Genomic DNA, 18,362 nt, shown 5'->3' with positions numbered 1-18,362 from the left:
TCCATGCAAAGTTGCAAATGGAAAAAGCAACTTATCACTTAAAATCAGTTAATAATGAGTTAGCTATTAATCAGTTAGAAATTCATTTTTTAACTGGCAAAAAGTTTTGGTATCAGACCTGTTTTTGCGCCTATTCAATGGCACAAAATACCACGTTCCCATTGCGTCCGATTATTTATGATGATGGTTCTTTAGAAAAAAAGTATCAGGACGAGATTCTGCGAATTTTTCCTAATGCAAAAATTATTCTCAAGCCAGAAATAGAAGAACGCATAGATCAATATTTACCGCAAAATAAGTTTCCTTATCTTAGAGAACGGCGCTTGAATTATCCTAATATGCGAAAAGTTACGGACATTCATGTTGGTTCTAAAGGTTGGAAGCTAGTGCTTGATTCCGATATGTTGTTTTTCCGAACTCCAAATATTCTGTTGGATTGGCTTAAATCTCCTCAACAACCCTGCCACATGGTTGATGTGGAAACCTCTTATGGATATTCACATAGTCTCATGGCTTCTTTAGCACAGGCAGAAATACCTAAACACATAAATGTTGGTATTTGTGGCTTAAAAAGTGAAGAAATCGATTGGGAGCAATTGGAATACTGGTGCAAAACAATGATTGAACAAGAAGGCACTAGTTACTACCAAGAGCAGGCTATTGTGGCTATGCTCATGGCAGGTAAATCACGTTTGGTTACCTCTACTGAAGACTATATTGTTATGCCAGAAAGGGAAGAAGTCATCAAACCAAAAGCAGTGCTACATCACTATGTAGCAAATTCTAAATCTTGCTATTTTCGCTATGGATGGCAACATTTATTTAGTTAATAGCGATTTATCAATCCTTGCATTAATTTACTTAAATATACATATATGTTACTGAAGAAAAATATTAAAAAATTGGTTTATGGTAGTCTTCCTGGCTTTTCTGGATCATTTCCATATTTTGGTACAAAAGTTTATTTCCCAAAAGACTCATATATATTTGAACTAGCTTGCGATCAAGGTATATACGAAGCTGCCAACCTCAAACTGATGCTAGCTCAGGTAAAGCCCAATAGTGTGTATTTTGATATTGGGGCGAATATAGGATTGATGTCAATTCCTGTCCTTCATCAATACTCTTCTTGCAAAGTAGTATCGGTAGAACCATCTCCTAATTCATTACCATTTTTAACTCTTACTGCTCAGAATAGCCAATATAAAGATAGATGGACTGTAATTGCTAAAGCTATGGGAGATAGGGTTGGTGAAATAAGCTTTTCTGCAGCAGCTTCAATAAAAATGGGAGCATTTGATAGTATCCAAGATGCTAATACTAAACGAGTAGTAGAAACAAATAGAATCACTGTTCCCATGACAACCCTGGATACAGAATGGGAGAGTATGGGTAAACCTGCTGTTTCACTAATTAAAATTGATGTTGAAGGTGCTGAGTTTCAAGTCTTGCAAGGTGGTATTAATTGTATTAAGCATGAACAACCCGGCATTTTACTAGAATGGAATGCACAACATCTTAAGGCATACGATTGTGAACCAGAAAAACTCTTACATATTGCAGATTTTTTAGGATATAGACATGTCTTAGCGCTTCCATCTCTACTATCTGTGAATCACTCAAGTATTCTCAAATTATGTATGGTGCAAACAGAAAGCTTTTTATTATTACCGGAATCATGAATAAAACCGAAAAAATTCAAATTATCTTACCAGACTTAAAAATCTATCAGCAGAATTTGATCAATGATCAAACCCCTTTTCCTCTCAAAACTGTACCTTTTTCTACTAATGGTTTACTTACAGAGTTACCACTTCCACCAAAAGGGAAATCTGGATGGCCTTGGACTATTGAAACTCAACCTATAAAACATCCTCTAAATAGTATAGATTTTCCTAAAATTTCAATTGTTACACCTACTTATAACCAAGGAGATTTTATTGAAGAGACTATTCGCTCTGTATTATTACAAAATTATCCAAATTTAGAGTATATTATTTTTGATGGTGGCTCTACCGATCAGACACAAGAAATATTAGAAAAATATAGTCCTTGGATTAGCTTCTGCCAAAGTAAAAATGATAGAGGACAGGGACATGCTATTAATCTAGGTTTTAGTATTGCTAGCGGCAATTATTATAGTTGGATAAATAGTGATGATTTTTATTTGCCTAACTGCTTTGAAAAAGTTTCCAATCATTTCGCCAAAACAAAAAAAGATTTCATTTATGGTGATTCTTTAATACTGTATGAAAATGAGAAGGTACTTAAATATGCACAAAGTTTTCTAGTCCTTGAGCGTTATTTACGTTTTGGTGGTATTATCCCTTCTCACGCTGCATTTTGGAGCAGTAGTATTCACCAACCAATTTGGGAAGAACTAAATTGTGCTCTAGATGCTGAACTTTGGCTTAGATTAGTGCCTAAACATTCCATAGGTCATCTACAATCGCCTTTAGCAGTTGCCAGAATCCAACCAGAAGCAAAAAGTTTTAATGATAAATATAAGCTGCTTTGGGAAAAAGACTATCAAGAAAAAATTTGGAAAGCTTATGACTCCATACCGTTTTGGAAATTTCGGAGTTTTGAGTTTAGATATGTGCAAATGATTTACAAAAAATTCCTCAGGCAGATGTCAAAAGTCAATATTAAAAATTTATTACTTAGAGATGATTTAAATATAGTTTAAATTATAAAAATTAGTCGTAAATATTAAAAATTATCAGTCTTTTTGACTGGGTTAAGCTATATTTTATGAAACCTTTAGTTTCTATAATTATTCCATGTTATAATGCTACCCCTTGGTTGGCAGAAACTTTAAAATCCACTTTAGTGCAAACTTGGAAAAATATTGAAATTATTATAGTAGACGATGGCTCAAAAGATAACAGCCTATCCGTTGCAAAAAGCTTTGAATCTTCTCAGGTTAAAGTCATTAGTCAACTTAACCAAGGAGCTAGCGTTGCTAGGAATGCTGCATTAAAGGAAGCACAAGGAGACTTCATTCAATATCTAGATGCTGACGATTTATTAGCACCAGATAAGATAGAACTTCAACTAAACATTTTAAATTTTGATTACAACTCTCATCATGTTGCATCAGCAGAATGGGCCAGATTTTATAAAAATTCCTCGGAAGCTTTATTTATACCCCAAGCTCTGTGGAGAGATATGTCACCTGTGGAGTGGCTTGTTTGCGCCTGGGAAAATAACTTGATGATGCATCCTGCTGCTTGGTTAGTTCCACGCTGTATTGCAAATCATGTTGGTGCTTGGAATGAACAACTCTCTTTAAATGATGATGGTGAGTACTTCTGCCGTATTCTCCTTGCTAGTCAAGGAGTAAAATTTTGTTTGGGAGCTAAGTCATACTACAGATCTGGTAATTCTACTAGTCTTAGCAGTTTAAAATCACGCTTTGCTTGGGAATCTGCATTTGCGGCTTTGGAGCTTAGCACCAATAATCTATTAGCTCATGAAAATAGCCAACGTACACGCCATACTTGTGCAATAGTCTTCCAACGTTTTATTTACGAAATTTATCCAGAAGTACCAGACTTAGAGCAAAAATCAGAAAATAAGGTTCATGAATTTGGTTGTTGTAAATTAAAACCAATAGGTGGGCCAATCTTTCAGATACTTTCTTTATTTTTGGGCTGGAAGCAAGCAAAAAAGATACAGAGTTTTGCCTATAAATATGGATATAAAAAAGCTGCTTTAGGTTGGAAACTATTCAAGTTCTTAGAGAGAAGCCTCTTCAATTTGAATTCTGGCACAGTTAAATTTTTTCCATTCGATAGATAATGTCAAAAATTCTTATCTTAATCAGTGGTCATCTTTGTACATCTCCTCGTCCTCAAAAAGAAGCAGAGACACTAGCAAATACTGGGCATGATGTTACAGTGTATGGTTTCTGGTTTGACCCAGAGTTAGTAAAGCGCGATCACTTACTCATGGTCAATAAAAAATGGCGATTTGAACCCATTATCGACTTCCAAGAAACTCAAAAATTAAAAAACTGGACAATTCGGCTTCAAGGACGTTTAGCTAGAGAGAATTTTCAACGTTTTAAAATCTTTTCACCTGCACTGCTAGGCTACGGAGCAAAAGCAATGTTGAAAGCTGCTCGTAAAGCACGTGCAGATTTAACTATTGTTCATTCAGAAGCAGGGCTTTGGGTAGGTAACCAATTACTAAACGAAGGCTTTAGAGTAGGAGTAGATTTTGAAGATTGGTTTTCTGAAGACCTTTTACCAGAAGCTCGTGTTGCTCGACCAATTGACCAACTTAAGTTTCTAGAAAGCAAGCTGATAAATGAGTGTAGCTATTGTCTGACAACCTCCAAGGCTTTAGCTGAAGCTATGGCAAAAGCTTATCAAGCTCCTAAACCAACTGTTATTTATAATGTCTTCCCTTTGTCTGAGCGATCGCAGATTGAAAATCAAAAACGCGATCGACAGAATTTAAAGCTACCATCTTTACATTGGTTTTCCCAAACTATTGGGCCGGGACGGGGGCTAGAAAATCTCTTCCAATGTCTGCCTTATTTGAAGATACCAGTAGAAATCCATCTACGAGGTAACTATCCTCAAACTTACCATCCTTGGCTAGAAGCATTGATACCTTCTGGTTGGGGTAATCAAATATTTATCCATTCCTCAGTTTCTAATCATGAGTTGGTGTCCCGCATTGCTGAACATGATATTGGTTTAGCGCTGGAAACACCCTACTGTTTTAATAAACAATTTACTGCAAGTAACAAACTATGCCAGTATTTACAAGCTGGTTTAGCAGTAATTACGACTGATACTGCTGGACAAAGAGAAATTTTCTCTCAATATCCAGAAATGGGTCGATTGATTCCTAGCGATGATCCTTTAGCCTTAGCCCAAGCAATAGAAGAATTACTTCAAACACCTAGCACTTTGCAAGCTGCAAAAGATGCATCACTAAAAGCAGCTAAGGAAAAATTCTGTTGGGAAATTGAAGCTAAAAAACTCATTCAAATAGCTGAGTCTGTGCTGAATTAATATATTGTGTGAACTTAGAAATTATGAAAACTCATTCCAGCACTACACTACAAATTAATTTAGCACCTAGTGACTGGCTCCATGCAAAACATACTTTACCACATCAATTACGGCAATTTGCTCATCAGGTAGATGAAATACTATTGACTTTAGATTTACATCGTAGTGCTGGACGCTTTGCTGAAGGTTGGGAAGAAAGACTACCACAAATTAAATTATTAATTGATGAATGCTGTAATCAGTATCCTCATGCACACCTCAAAGAAGTTGATTATTCACCTGAAATAGTTGCTAAAGTAAGTGCTATGTTTTTTGGAGGTCGGTCGATTCCGCCTAAAGATTTTCGGGGTGGCCCTTTTTATTCCTACTTTTTTGGCTTATATACTGCTAAAAATAACTATATTTTTCATCTTGATTCAGACTTAATGTTTGGGGGTGGTAGTTCTACCTGGATTGCTGAAGCTGTAGATTTATTAGATCAGCGCCCTGATGTCTTAGTATGCGGGCCATTTCCAGGCCCACCAACTGCTGATGGTAGTTTGCGATCGCAAGTTGCAGCACCAGAAAAACATTATTCACCTGCTTTTCGTTTTACTTCTCTCAGTTCACGTTTTTTCATGTTAGACAGAGAGCGATTTATATCACAAATTAAGCAACTTCCTCTTAAATATCCAGCTATTCGTAGTATTATTAAAGCCATAATTGAAGGTAATTATCCCTACAATTTACCTGAAGAAATTTTAACTGAAGCTATGCTGAAAAACTCCTTAGTACGAGTTGAGTTTTTAGGCAAACCTCCTGGAATGTGGTCATTACATCCACCATACCGTTCAAAGAATTTTTATGATAATCTGCCTGAATTGATTCAGAAAGTTGAGTCTGGAGATATTCCAGAGTCTCAGCGAGGATTTCATGATGTGAATGACAGTCTAGTAGATTGGAGTAGTGCTAGAACTATATTAAAACATAATCGCTGGTGGAAACGTTTAGCCAAAAATTTACAGCGCCAACTATTGAGCAATTTGTAATTAAATAATCAATAAACTTCTAAGTCAAAAAATGGCATAAATATATAAAAAATCATGTCTATATTAAATTATAATTCCTGGTCTATTAAGTCTAAGATACGTGCATATTTTGCTCACAGGTTAGGAATACCGGAAATCCCTGTGGCACTACAACGTTTATCCCTTCTTGAATTTCAACCGAATCAAATTTTTGATGTTGGTGCTCATCAAGGTGACTTTGCTCAATGTTGTCTTAAAATCTGGCCTCAAGTAAAAATTAGCTGCTTTGAAGCGTTGGAGCACAGAGTTGTTCAGCTTCAAAAGATGGCTACAGTCAATTCAGCTATACAAGTATTTCCAGGTTTACTAGGAGCGGAAGAACTTGATAAAGTAGCACTGAATGAGTCTGAAACAGCATCTTCTATTTTAGTTGAAAATATTCCTCAAAATTTCCCTATATCTTTTCATCAAATGCGAACTGTAGATCAAATAGTTCAGAATTATTTTGGTGGTTGTGGGCCAGATTTACTCAAATTGGATGTTCAAGGATATGAATTAGAAGTACTTAAGGGTGCTGAAAAATCTTTACCAACGATTAAAGCAATACTAGCAGAAGTCAATTTACTAGATATACATGAGAATGTGCCACTATTTGCAGAGATAATTGCATGGCTAAATGAGCGTGATTGGGTGGCTTATGACATCTGTAGTTTTATCCGTCGTCCTTTGGATAAAGCTCTTTGGCAAGTAGATATGATATTCGTTCCACGTAATAGCCCACTCCGAAATGACAAACGTTGGATAGCGTGAACCATATGAAAACTATTTCTCTACCAGCACCTTTAACCTGGGTACAACCACTCAATTTTCAGCATAAGTTACAGATTTGCGATCGCCTGTGTATTGAAGGTGTGAAAATTTGAATTATAAAGTTCTAATTGTCAGTCCGCATTTCCCACCAATTAATGCCCCTGATCATCAGCGGGTACGAATGTCCCTACCTTTCCTGGAAAAATTTGGTTGGGAACCTCATATTCTCACTGTGCGACCAGAATCGGTTCAAGGTGTTCAGGACTCTATATTAGCAAAAACTATTCCCAAGCATATCCCTGTCACTTACACATCAGCATTACCCGTGGAACAAACCAAATTAATTGGTATGGGTAGCTTAGGTCTGCGATGTTTTCCTTATTTGCTTACAGCAGGCGATCGCTTACTCAGCCAACAAAAATTTGATTTAATCTACTTTTCCACTACTGTATTTATTTCTATGGTTCTGGGCCCCAGATGGCACAGATATTTTAGCATTCCTTATATCTTAGATTTTCAAGATCCCTGGCTCAGTAATTATTATAAACAATCTAGAGAAATACCTCCTGGTGGAAGATTTAAGTACGGATTTTCTCAACTCCAAGCTAAGTTTTTAGAACCCAGAGCTATAAGCAAAGTTAGCTATGTAATTAGTGTTTCACCGAAATATCCAGAAATTTTACAAAGGCGATATCCACACCTCAAACCAGAAAAGTTTACTATTTTACCTTTTGGCGCTCCAGAGACAGATTTTGAGCAACTCCCTTCCTTAAATATTCAGCAAAAAGTATTTAACCCTGATGATGGTAAGCGTCATTGGGTTTATATAGGGCGAGGCGGTAGTGATATGGCTTTGGCGTTGCGAATTCTATTTTTAGCAATCCAGTCAGAGCGTTGCAAAAATCCTCACCTGTGGCAAGCTGTTAAGTTGCATTTTGTTGGTACAAGCTATGCTCTTGATCATCGAGCAGTGAAAACAGTGGAACCAATTGCTCAAGAATTAGGTGTTGCCGATTTAGTAGAAGAACATCCTCACCGTATTCCTTATTTTGAAGCTCTGCAAACTTTAGTAGATAGCGATGCTATCTTGCTGATTGGTTCTGATGATTCTAGCTACACTGCTTCCAAGCTTTATCCTTGCATTCTGGCAAAAAAACCGCTTTTAGCGATTTTTCATGAGCAGAGTTCCGTTGTCGAAATTCTCAACCAATGTCGTGCGGGTAGATCTGTGACATTTAAACAAGGCGATCGCCCTCAAGATTTCTTAGCTAAAGTTGTGCCTGATCTTCAATGGCTTTTATCTACTCCCAAAGGCTATCAGCCAGATACAAACTGGCAAGCGTTTCAACCTTACACAGCAAAAGAAATGACTCGTAAACAATGCGCTGTTTTTGACCAAGTTCTTACAACTGCTAGCCAAGATAGATTGCTATGTCCAAAGATTTAGAATCGCTGCCTTTGTCAGTAATACAATCCTCCGTTGCCTTTGACTACAAAAGGCAAAAAAGATTACTGCGAGGGTTTTGGCTGGTAGCCTTAGCTTTATTGAGCTTTGAATTATTTTTTAGCAATACCACATCTTTAGAAAGCAATTTTGGAGCTATCCTAATTACTACTGCAGCACTGCTACCCACTTACCTGTGGTGTTCAGGAAATGCATTAGGTATGCCCATTTTTCCACTATTTGCATTGACATATATTTGGACTCATGCATTACCCTTGGTTAGCAATCACCCCACAGTTCTACAATACTCTCCTGCTAGCCATTTATTTGCCAGCATTACAGTTAGTGGATGTTTGGGATTAGGCACATTTATTTGGTTGCAGTTTGTCAAATCAGCCCCTGCTATTCCCGAGTCATACTTGGTATTAGACAGTGGTAGAGGTGAGCAGTTTTTCTTAATTTCTCTTGCAGCTTATGTTGTATTTAACATGAGCAATTTAGGAGGTTGGCTATCGCTAGATTTCAGTGTTTTTTCTATCATTCGTAGTATTATCTTAGGTTTGACATTACTGTCTACATTTGTACTTTCTTATCGTTTAGGTACTAAGGATTTATCAAAGCAGAGATCTTGGTTATTTTTATGCTTGTTAATAACAGGAATGCTAACAAGCACAGCTACTTTATTGCTTGTAGATGCAGCATCCCTATTTTTGATTGCTACAATTTCCTTTATAATTGGCAGAAAGAAATTACCAATATTACTAATTATTGTTGCTCTCATTTGTTTCTCATTTCTAAATTATGGCAAGAGTGAGATGAGAGCTAAATACTGGTTCGGAGGACAAATTGCTCAATTACAACCCTGGGATTATCCAGCTTGGTATAGTGAGTGGGCAGGCTATAGCTTGAACTATTTGTTGCAAAATCAAAATGATTATGATTCAACTGTACCTCAAAGTTCCGAGGAAAAAGCTTCATTTTTTGAAAGAGCTAGTGTAATTCAAATGCTGCTTTTGACTCAAAGTCAGAGTCCGCAAGAAATACCTTATCTTTATGGAGCAACCTATGCAATTTTGCCACAGCTATTAGTTCCCCGGATTTTAAGCACAAATAAAATTGCTAGCCATGAGGGTACTTACATATTAAACATTCACTACGGTTTACAAACGCGTGAAGATACTTTCAAAACAACTATTGGTTGGGGACTACTAGCTGAATCCTATGCCAATTTTGGTCTAGTCGGCTGTGCTGGGCTGGCCGTTTTACTTGGGTCAATTTATGGACAAGCTACTCGTTGGAGTATTAATGCACCAGTCCTCTCAGCCAGGTATCTATTTGCGATGTTAATCATGAGCTTGTCCTTTCAAAGTGAATATAGTGCAGGGGTATACGTTGCTGCTTTATTTCAATCTAGTATTTCACTGACTGGGATTGCAGTTTTATTGATGCGAGCTTATAAAGTACCACGTGTCTCTGTCTGAAGCAGAATATTTTCCCTTGGCTGATGCCTTATATTTAATGCAAACATGCGAAAGCTAGCAATTATTACTTCTCATCCAATTCAGTATTATGCACCTTGGTTTCGTTATTTAACTAATAATGCTAATTTAGCAATTAAAGTTTTTTATCTCTGGGATTTTGGCATTACTCAGCAAGTTGATGCAGGTTTTCATAAAGCACTCCAGTGGGATATTCCTTTATTAACTGGGTATGAGTATGAGTTTGTAGCAAATGTTAGTTCTAACCCAGGCACTCATCATTTTTGGGGGCTACAGAATCCAGCTTTAAGCTCACAAGTTAGCGCCTATCATCCTGATGCTGTACTATTAATGGTATACAACTATGCCAGTATCTATCGCTTTCTTGGTCAGTGGGATACTCGTCAAATACCATTAATATTTCGGGGCGATTCTCATCGGTTAATTCCTAGTCATGGCATAAAAGCAGTTATACGTCGGCAGATCATCAGCCAAATTTATCGGCGTTTTGCTGTCTGTCTCTATGTAGGCAAAGCCAACTATGATTACTTTCAATATCATAATGTACCCAGTAATAAGCTACTTTTCTCGCCCCATGCAGTAGATAGCGATCGCTTTTTGAGCCAAGCTGAAACAGCAAAACAGCAAGCTATTGCTTGGAAACAAGAAATTGGCATTCCTCAAGACCATGCAGTTATTTTATTTGCAGGCAAGTTTGAAGCTAAAAAACGTCCTGTAGATTTACTTCAGGCTTTTTTACAAGCCAAACTTGACCGTGTATCATTACTATTTGTAGGCGATGGCAACCTAGAAAAAGAGTTAAAATCCCAAGCATTAGGACAGGAAAATATTTACTTTGTCCCTTTCCAAAACCAATCTTTAATGCCACGTACCTACGCAATTGCAGATTTAGTAGTGCTACCTAGCTATGGCAACTATGAAACTTGGGGTTTGGCGATTAACGAAGCAATGTGCTTAAGCCGACCAGTAATTGTCAGTACTCATGTCGGTTGCGCTCAAGACTTGGTTCATCCAGGGAAAAATGGTTTAATTTTTCCTGCTGGCGATGTATCTGCATTAGCGCAAAGCCTGCAAGAAGCATTTTCAGATAGACAACGCTTACATTCTTGGGGAGAAGAAGGCCGCCGTATCGTATCCGACTACAGTTATATGCAAGCAACACAAGGATTAAACCAAGCACTAAATTACATTATCAAGAGCAAAATTAATATTCCTGCTGTTGCCTAGCAATAAATTTAATTATTATATAAAAATTGCTATGAAATCTAAAAAATACCAACCTCATCAAAATGCAAACTCGTTCTGATGGAAAGCAATTCCATCTATGGCTTCCTAATATTTTTGAATTTAAAGGTGGTATCCAGGTTTATTCAGCGTTTTATTTACAGGCATTGCAAACGCTTTATCCTCAAAGCCAGTATGATGTTTTTCTCAAGCATGATGTAAAAGCATCATCGGATATCTCCTATTTGCCTACGACAAAATTTCATTTTACTGGAACCTATCCACAGAAAATTCGTACACCTTTTTTCGTTGGCAAAATTATTACTCAAGCACTGATAAAGCGCCCTAATTTAGTAATTGCAACTCACCTAAATTTCGCGATGGGTGCTTACTTTTTAAAACTTCTAACAAATATTCCATACTGGACAATAGCTCACGGTGTAGAAGCTTGGGATATTAAAAACCCTATTTTGAAAACTGCTTTAAACCATGCAGATCTCATTTTAGCCGTTAGTAGCTACACCCGCGATCGCCTAATTCAAGAACAAAATCTTAATCCTAGTAAAATCTCTATCTTACCCAACACATTTGATCCCAATCGGTTCCAATCTGCACCAAAACCTAGCTATTTACTAGAACGGTATAAACTCAAAGCGGAACAACCGATAATATTGACTGTAGCACGGCTAGCAGAGCTTGAGCGTTATAAAGGATATGACCAAATTTTAAAAGCACTACCTCACATTCGTTCGATGATTCCTGATGTCCACTATATGATTGTCGGCAAAGGGAATGACAGAAGCAGAATTGAGGAATTAATAGTTCAATTAGGGTTACAAAACTGTGTTACCTTAACTGGATTTGTTCCTGATGAAGAGCTTTGTGATTACTATAATCTTTGTGATGTTTTTGCTATGCCTAGTAAAAGGGAAGGGTTTGGCATTGTCTATTTGGAAGCTCTAGGTTGTGGCAAACCTGTTTTAGCTGGTAACCAAGATGGTGCAATTGATGCTCTGTGTAATGGTGAACTTGGTGCATTGGTTAATCCTGATGATGTGGGAGAAATCGCCAAAACATTAATTCAAATTCTACAAGGCACCTATCCCAATCGTCTAATATATCAGCCAGAAAATTTACGTCAAAAAGTTATTGATACTTTTGGATTTGAGCGTTTCCAAATAACTCTGGATAAGCATTTAAATCATCATTTTAAATCCACAATCAACAACTAAATTTATATATGTGTGGAATTGGCGGCATTCTGACAACTAATCAGTATCATAATAGTTTAGAAAAGATAATTCAGAGAATACAAACTCATCTCAAGCATCGTGGGCCAGATGATAATGGTATTTATGTCTCTAATGACAGACAAGCTGCTTTCGCCCATACTCGTTTAGCAATTCTCGACCTTAGCCCTGCTGGACATCAACCGATGTCTACTGCCGATCAACGATATTGGATAACCTTCAACGGTGAAATTTATAACTTTCAAGAACTACGGCAGAATTTGATTGCTCAAGGTGAACAGTTTCATTCTCAAACAGATACAGAAGTTATTCTGAAACTTTATCAAAGAATGGGTTCTGATTGTGTCCAACATTTACGCGGAATGTTCGCCTTTGCTATTTGGGATGACTGGGAAAAAACTTGTTTTTTAGCTCGCGATCCTTTAGGAATTAAACCTCTTTACTATTGGCGCTCTGGTTCAACTTTAGTCTTTGCTTCAGAACTCAGAGCAGTTTTAGCATCTGGGTTACCTACTGTTCAAATGAGCATACAAGGGTTATATGGTTATCTTGTTAGTGGCTCAGTTCCAGAACCATATACCCTCATTGAAGATGTTCATTGTTTAGATGCTGGTAACTGGCTATATTGGCAAGGTCAAAAAATTACCAAAAAGCAGTACTGGCAAATCAACTTTACACCCCAAATAATTTCGGCTACAGATGCTCAAGAAATAGTTCGTGCTGCTTTAGTTGATTCTATTCAACATCATTTTATTAGTGATGTGCCTGTAGGTATTTTTCTCAGTGGTGGTATTGATTCAACAACAGTTCTAGCACTAGCAACCCAGACCCAAGATCAACAATTATCTACATACTCAATAGCTTTTGAAGAAGGTCAATGGAATGAAGGAGGTATTTCTCAAGAAGTTGCAAAATTCTTTGGTGCTAAACATACAGAATATAAAATTACAGCATCATCTGCTAAAACTTTATTGCCTAATTTCTTAGCAGCTATTGATCAACCTAGTGTTGATGGATTTAATACTTTTTGTATATCTAAAATTGCCCATGAAAATGGGATGAAAGTAGTACTATCTGGACTGGGTGGAGATGAAGTTTTTGGTGGATATCATTCATTCCAAAAAATTCCACGCATGGTGAACTGGGGTAAGCAAATAAGATTATTACCTCTTGTTGGAGCTAGCATAGGTATGAGTTTAGCAAATTGGGGCAGTTCACCCAAAATGAAACGATTAGGTGATTTTCTAGAGCAAGAACCGACATTATCAGATGCTTATCGCACGTTTCGAGGCATTTTTTCCAATAAAGAAGCTTGTGCAATTATTCAACAATATGTAGGTGACAAGATTTTTGTGAAAGATAGCCCCTCCACGATCAGTTTTCCAGCAAAAGTGTCTACACCAGAAGATGAAGTCAGCTTGCTAGAATTAAGTTGCTATATGCGGAATCAATTACTCCGAGACAGTGATGTTATGAGTATGAGATGGGGATTAGAATTGCGGGTACCTTTAGTAGATACAGCTTTGCTAGAGGCAGTAGCACCTATACCTAGTAATATCCGTTTAGCTTATGGTAAACAACTCTTAGTTCAAGCTGTACCAGAATTACCTGACTGGGTGACTAAGCGTCGTAAACAAGGATTTTCTTTTCCCTTTGAACAATGGATGTTAGGTGAATTTGGTGAATATTTCGCTAACTTAAATATTCTCAAAAATATCCCTCTTGAACCTTGGTATCGTCGCTGGAGTTTAGTAATACTTAAGTTGTGGTGGGAAAAGTTTCAGCATGAAGTCAATTAAAGTATATTAAGCATTCTGATCCTAGATTTTTTTGTAACCTGATACTAATATTTATTTTTCAAAAAAACTAATAATGTCAACAAATGCAACATTGGTTGATCAGATTTCTGTTTGCCAAGTAGTAGCTAGTATTAATGAAAATGTTGGTGGGCCTGCTTATTCAGTTACTAATTTAGCTCAAGTATTATATCAATATAATATTAATTCCCATTTATTCACGCTTGATTATCAATGTCACGGTAAACAAATTGTAACTACTGAAGTTCAAGTTCATAGTCAAAAAGCTTCTAAAGTCGCAAAATATTTTAGAGGGTTTCAACCTCAAGCTAGCAATTACTTATTCAATTTAGCCGCAAAAGATTTAGATATAATTCATAATCATGGTTTATGGATGTTTCCTAATCTTTATGCAAGACAAGCAGCAGTTATTAACAAGATTAATTTAGTTATTTCTCCTAGAGGAATGCTAGAATCTTGGTCATTAAATAATAGCTGGTATAAAAAATGGTTAGCATGGATTTTATACGAAAAAGAAAATTTAAACTGTGCTACAGCTTTCCATGCCACTTCTGCGGAAGAGGTAAATTCTATTCGTAAATTAGGATATCGACAACCCATTGCTCTCATTCCTAATGGGATTAACATTCCTAGTTTAGAAGAGCAATATAGCCGACAAATATTAATTGATATATTCCCGAAATTAGCTGATAAAAAATGGTTACTTTTTTTATCAAGGGTACACCCTAAAAAAGGTTTAAATCATTTAATAGATGTTTGGCAATCTCTTGTTAATCAATTTCCTGATTGGCATCTAATTATTGCTGGGCCAGACTTAATTGGCTACCAAGAAAAGTTAGAATTACAAGTAGAACAGTTAAATTTGAAAAAAAAAGTCACCTTTACTGGGATGCTATCAGGACAACATAAATTCTCTGCACTCAGTAATGCTGACGTATTCGTTTTACCAACGCATTCAGAAAATTTTGGGATTGCAGTCGCAGAGTCTTTAGCTTATGGTGTGCCTGTTATTACTACTAAAGGTGCCCCTTGGGAGGATTTACAGCACTACGGATGTGGTTGGTGGATCGAAGATAATCAGCAAGCACTAAAGCAAGCTTTAGTTGATGCAATGCAGATGTCTGAACAACAACGGCAAGTGATGGGTTTGAAAGGGCGAGATTTAGTACAAGCTAAATACTCTTGGAATTCAATTGCTCAAGAAATGGCAAATGTATACCAATGGATTCTTGATGGTGGTCAACCCCCCACTTGCGTTCAACTTTACAATTCTTAGGAATACAAAACTGTGATTATTAATATTGCAACAGGCCCGTGGTTACCTGTTCCGGCAGTGCAAGGAGGCGCTATTCCTCGCCTGTGGCAAGGTCTAGCAGAAGAATTTGCTGCTAGAGGCCATCAAGTAAGTATTCTCTGCCGTTCTTATCCAAGTCAGCCTCACACGGAGGTAATTAATGGTGTGCAATACATTCGACATGGAGGATTTCCACAAAGCACTAATATTACCCTAGACTTACTTAAAGACTTCTTTTATAGCTTGTTGACATTTCCTAGATTACCTCATGCTGATATTTTAGTTATCAACGACTTTTGGCTACCTATATTTGCATGTTTACGTCCTAAAGCAGGTAAGGTTGTAATTAATGCTAACCGCTTTCCTAAAGGACAGTATTGGTTATATGCAGGAACCAGTTTTTTTGCAGTTGCATCACAAGCTATTCAGGAAGCTATTGCTAAAGAATATCCTGCGGCTATATCTCGGATGGAAATTATCCCTAATCCTATTGATACTCGCATATTTTCACCAAGTACTCAGCCAAAATTAGCTCGAAAAGAAAAGCTCATTTTATATGTAGGTAGAATTCATCCAGAGAAGGGAGTACATCTTCTATTAGATGCGTTTTCAATTTTATCACAGAAAATTTCCACAGTGAAATTAAGAATTATTGGCCCTATAAAAGAAAATCAAGGTGGTGGTGGTGATACATATTTACGCAAACTTGATGCACAATCTGTCGGCTTAAGTGTAGAATTTTTAGAACCTATTTTTAATATATATAAGTTAGCAGAAGCTTATCGAGAAGCTGATATTTTTTGCTATCCTTCATTGGCAGAAAAAGGCGAATCTTTTGGAGTTGCGCCACTAGAAGCAATGGCATCGGGTCTGGTTCCCGTCGTATCAGACTTAGCTTGCTTTAAGGACTTTATTGAAGATGGTAAAACTGGTTACTTTTTTAATCATCGGACTGTTGATGCCGCTAAAAATCTATCAGATAAATTATTTTCAGCAATAATTGATTCTGATAATAATAACACTATGAGTATACAAGCTACTCAAAAAGCTCAAGAATTTAATTATGAGCAAGTTACCCAAAGATATCTTGCTGATTTTGAAAAAATATTACTATTCAAAAATAGCAGCTTCTAATATGCAAAATAAAACTATACAAGATTTTTATGGTGCTGAACGTAGGCAACCATTTGAAGCTTTAAGTAGATATTTTCCTTCAATTATGGGTTCTGTTATGGTTGTTAAAGTTCGTAAATAGTAGATATGCTAAATGAAGTAACACCTCTTATTCTTACTTATAATGAAGCTCCTAATATTTCTCGTACGCTTCAAAGCTTGACTTGGGCAAAGACTATTGTTGTTATCGATAGTTACAGCACAGATGCTACTTTGGAAATTTTATCTTCTCACCATCAAGTAAAAGTTTTTCAAAGAAAGTTTGATTCTTTTGCTGCTCAGTGTAATTTTGGAATAGAAAAAGTTACATCTGAATGGATACTATCATTAGATGCTGATTATATAATAAGTGATGAGTTAATTAATGAAATTCATTCATTATCAGCAGAGCCTAATATAGATAGTTATAAAGTCAGATTCAAGTATTGTATCTTTGGTAAGCCCTTGCATGGTACATTACTGCCACCAAGAGCAGTTTTATATAAAAAAGCAAAAGCAATTTATCAAGATGACGGTCACGCTCATCGTGTCAGCATAGAGGGAAATTCTTCACTACTTTCGGGCTACATATATCATGACGATCGCAAACCTCTAAGTCGTTGGCTATGGGCGCAGGATCGCTACATGGTAATAGAGGCGAAGAAGTTGCTACAGACACCAAGTAGCGAACTCAGTTTGGGCGATCGCATTCGTAAACAGAAGATACTCGCCCCCATCATCATATTTTTCTACTGCCTGATTATCAAAGGTGGGATTCTGGATGGCTGGCGAGGTTTTTACTATGCGTTTCAGCGTGTGTTAGCAGAATTACTATTGGCTATTAATATTATTGAAGCTGAAAAAGGAAAAATTAATGATTCTGCACCTAGTCATACATCGGTAATAGATAGGGCTGATGGTGGTACTAGTCAATATCAATCTCTGAGTAATAGCGATCGCCTCTACCTTATCTCAACTAAGCAATCTATGCATCTAGATAACTATACTCTGGGCAGTTATACCCCAGGCGCACCCTACTGGAAGCAAGTTTTGTGGCATTTCCTGGGGTCACCTATAGTTGAAAGCAATTGGCTACCATTTTCCAATCTGAAGGTTTGGGTACTTCGCAGTTTTGGCGCTAGGATTGGACAAAAAGTCCGCTTTAAATCAGGAGTGCGGGTAAAGTTTCCTTGGCGTTTAACCATTGGTGATTTCGTTTGGATTGGAGAAGATACTTGGATTGATAACCTTGCATCTGTGGTGATTGAAAATCATGTATGTTTATCGCAAGGTGTTTATCTCTGCACTGGCAATCATGATTGGTACCATCCAGATTTTAAACTAATTCCTGAACAAATCTATATTCAAGAAAGTAGTTGGATTGCAGCTAAGTCGGTAATTGGCCCAGGAGTGACAGTAGGAAAGGGAGCAGTTCTAGCATTAGGAGGAGTGACAGGACGCTCTTTAGAAGCAATGACAATTTATGCAGGTAACCCAGCGCAACCTGTCAAGAGCAGAGTTCAGGAAAAAGTAGAAGATGTACTTCAGATCTCCCCAGCAGATGAATTCATTCATACCCGTCACATTCTTGATGAGGATTTGCTTGGGGAATGGGAACTAGAGACTAGTGAAGAATAAATGTGGAAGCGATCGCCCTGCAATTCACGATGGCTGAAACCCTGTTTATTGAATCAATTGCCAAAAGCTTTTGATCTACGTGAGAGTATATGCCAGTTGCGTAAGTTCTGAATAATTAAGCTGTTAATCACCTAGATAAAATATTTTTGCGTTAGGGCTGTCTGCCTAGGGTCAAGAGGAGCAAGTCACATGTGGAG

At 37.1% G+C, this 18,362-nt stretch carries 14 protein-coding genes and 2 pseudogenes; all 16 read left to right on the top strand.

The window, feature by feature from the left end:
* The first annotated feature begins 17 nt into the window (after positions 1–17).
* The gene (locus HG267_RS21835; protein ID WP_263419963.1) at positions 18–830 is read left to right on the top strand and encodes a glycosyl transferase; all 813 of its coding nucleotides are present in this window, start codon (positions 18–20) and stop codon (positions 828–830) included.
* Between the two features lie 45 nt (positions 831–875).
* The gene (locus tag HG267_RS21830; RefSeq protein WP_045867967.1) at positions 876–1,682 is read left to right on the top strand and encodes an FkbM family methyltransferase; all 807 of its coding nucleotides are present in this window, start codon (positions 876–878) and stop codon (positions 1,680–1,682) included.
* Complete coding sequence (locus tag HG267_RS21825; protein WP_052335049.1) at positions 1,679–2,689, top strand: glycosyltransferase family 2 protein; 1,011 nt, start codon at positions 1,679–1,681, stop codon at positions 2,687–2,689. Before HG267_RS21830 ends, HG267_RS21825 begins: the two co-directional genes overlap by 4 nt.
* Positions 2,690–2,754: 65 nt before the next feature.
* Positions 2,755–3,804, top strand: coding sequence for a glycosyltransferase family 2 protein (locus tag HG267_RS21820; RefSeq protein ID WP_045867966.1), 1,050 nt, complete (start codon positions 2,755–2,757; stop codon positions 3,802–3,804).
* Positions 3,804–5,030: a glycosyltransferase gene (locus tag HG267_RS21815; RefSeq protein ID WP_045867965.1), complete on the top strand. Its 1,227-nt coding sequence runs from the start codon at positions 3,804–3,806 to the stop codon at positions 5,028–5,030. The genes HG267_RS21820 and HG267_RS21815 overlap by 1 nt, the downstream gene beginning before the upstream one ends.
* A 23-nt stretch (positions 5,031–5,053) precedes the next feature.
* A complete protein-coding gene (locus tag HG267_RS21810; protein WP_045868840.1) occupies positions 5,054–6,058 on the top strand; it encodes a hypothetical protein in 1,005 nt (334 codons plus the stop codon).
* Positions 6,059–6,199: 141 nt separating this feature from the next.
* Entirely contained in the window at positions 6,200–6,847 is a 648-nt protein-coding gene (locus HG267_RS21805) for an FkbM family methyltransferase (protein ID WP_045867964.1), read from the top strand.
* Positions 6,848–6,956: 109 nt separating this feature from the next.
* Positions 6,957–8,294, top strand: a complete 1,338-nt coding sequence (locus HG267_RS21800; protein WP_045867963.1) for a hypothetical protein — start codon at positions 6,957–6,959, stop codon at positions 8,292–8,294.
* Positions 8,279–9,772, top strand: a complete 1,494-nt coding sequence (locus HG267_RS21795; protein WP_045867962.1) for a hypothetical protein — start codon at positions 8,279–8,281, stop codon at positions 9,770–9,772. Before HG267_RS21800 ends, HG267_RS21795 begins: the two co-directional genes overlap by 16 nt.
* 45 nt (positions 9,773–9,817) lie before the next feature.
* A complete protein-coding gene (locus HG267_RS21790; RefSeq protein ID WP_045867961.1) occupies positions 9,818–11,017 on the top strand; it encodes a glycosyltransferase family 4 protein in 1,200 nt (399 codons plus the stop codon).
* A 62-nt stretch (positions 11,018–11,079) separates the two neighbouring features.
* Positions 11,080–12,246, top strand: coding sequence for a glycosyltransferase (locus HG267_RS21785; protein ID WP_045867960.1), 1,167 nt, complete (start codon positions 11,080–11,082; stop codon positions 12,244–12,246).
* 8 nt (positions 12,247–12,254) lie between these two features.
* Positions 12,255–14,063 carry an asparagine synthase (glutamine-hydrolyzing) gene (gene asnB, locus HG267_RS21780; protein ID WP_045867959.1) on the top strand — a complete coding sequence of 603 codons (1,809 nt, stop codon included), beginning with the start codon at positions 12,255–12,257 and terminating at the stop codon, positions 14,061–14,063.
* Between the two features lie 73 nt (positions 14,064–14,136).
* Positions 14,137–15,357, top strand: a complete 1,221-nt coding sequence (locus HG267_RS21775; protein ID WP_045867958.1) for a glycosyltransferase — start codon at positions 14,137–14,139, stop codon at positions 15,355–15,357.
* Between the two features lie 12 nt (positions 15,358–15,369).
* Entirely contained in the window at positions 15,370–16,509 is a 1,140-nt protein-coding gene (locus tag HG267_RS21770) for a glycosyltransferase family 4 protein (protein ID WP_045867957.1), read from the top strand.
* A 126-nt stretch (positions 16,510–16,635) separates the two neighbouring features.
* Positions 16,636–17,391, top strand: a pseudogene (locus HG267_RS21765) (glycosyltransferase family 2 protein); the annotation flags it as partial.
* Positions 17,392–17,514: 123 nt separating this feature from the next.
* Positions 17,515–18,045: pseudogene (locus HG267_RS21760) on the top strand (WcaF family extracellular polysaccharide biosynthesis acetyltransferase); the annotation flags it as partial.
* Positions 18,046–18,362: the final 317 nt, after the last annotated feature.

Origin of the sequence: Tolypothrix sp. PCC 7601, assembly GCF_025677855.1 — a bacterium.
GTDB lineage: Bacteria > Cyanobacteriota > Cyanobacteriia > Cyanobacteriales > Nostocaceae > Aulosira > Aulosira diplosiphon.
This window is presented reverse-complemented; position numbering and strand designations above follow the sequence as displayed.

What these genes read in the sequence shown, in the direction of transcription:
- HG267_RS21835 (WP_263419963.1), top strand. Translation starts at nt 18, where the DNA reads ATGGAAAAAGCAACTTATCACTTAAAATCAGTTAATAATGAGTTAGCT.
- HG267_RS21830 (WP_045867967.1), top strand. Translation starts at nt 876, where the DNA reads ATGTTACTGAAGAAAAATATTAAAAAATTGGTTTATGGTAGTCTTCCT.
- HG267_RS21825 (WP_052335049.1), top strand. Translation starts at nt 1,679, where the DNA reads ATGAATAAAACCGAAAAAATTCAAATTATCTTACCAGACTTAAAAATC.
- HG267_RS21820 (WP_045867966.1), top strand. Translation starts at nt 2,755, where the DNA reads ATGAAACCTTTAGTTTCTATAATTATTCCATGTTATAATGCTACCCCT.
- HG267_RS21815 (WP_045867965.1), top strand. Translation starts at nt 3,804, where the DNA reads ATGTCAAAAATTCTTATCTTAATCAGTGGTCATCTTTGTACATCTCCT.
- HG267_RS21810 (WP_045868840.1), top strand. Translation starts at nt 5,054, where the DNA reads ATGAAAACTCATTCCAGCACTACACTACAAATTAATTTAGCACCTAGT.
- HG267_RS21795 (WP_045867962.1), top strand. Translation starts at nt 8,279, where the DNA reads ATGTCCAAAGATTTAGAATCGCTGCCTTTGTCAGTAATACAATCCTCC.
- HG267_RS21790 (WP_045867961.1), top strand. Translation starts at nt 9,818, where the DNA reads ATGCGAAAGCTAGCAATTATTACTTCTCATCCAATTCAGTATTATGCA.
- HG267_RS21785 (WP_045867960.1), top strand. Translation starts at nt 11,080, where the DNA reads ATGCAAACTCGTTCTGATGGAAAGCAATTCCATCTATGGCTTCCTAAT.
- asnB (WP_045867959.1), top strand. Translation starts at nt 12,255, where the DNA reads ATGTGTGGAATTGGCGGCATTCTGACAACTAATCAGTATCATAATAGT.
- HG267_RS21775 (WP_045867958.1), top strand. Translation starts at nt 14,137, where the DNA reads ATGTCAACAAATGCAACATTGGTTGATCAGATTTCTGTTTGCCAAGTA.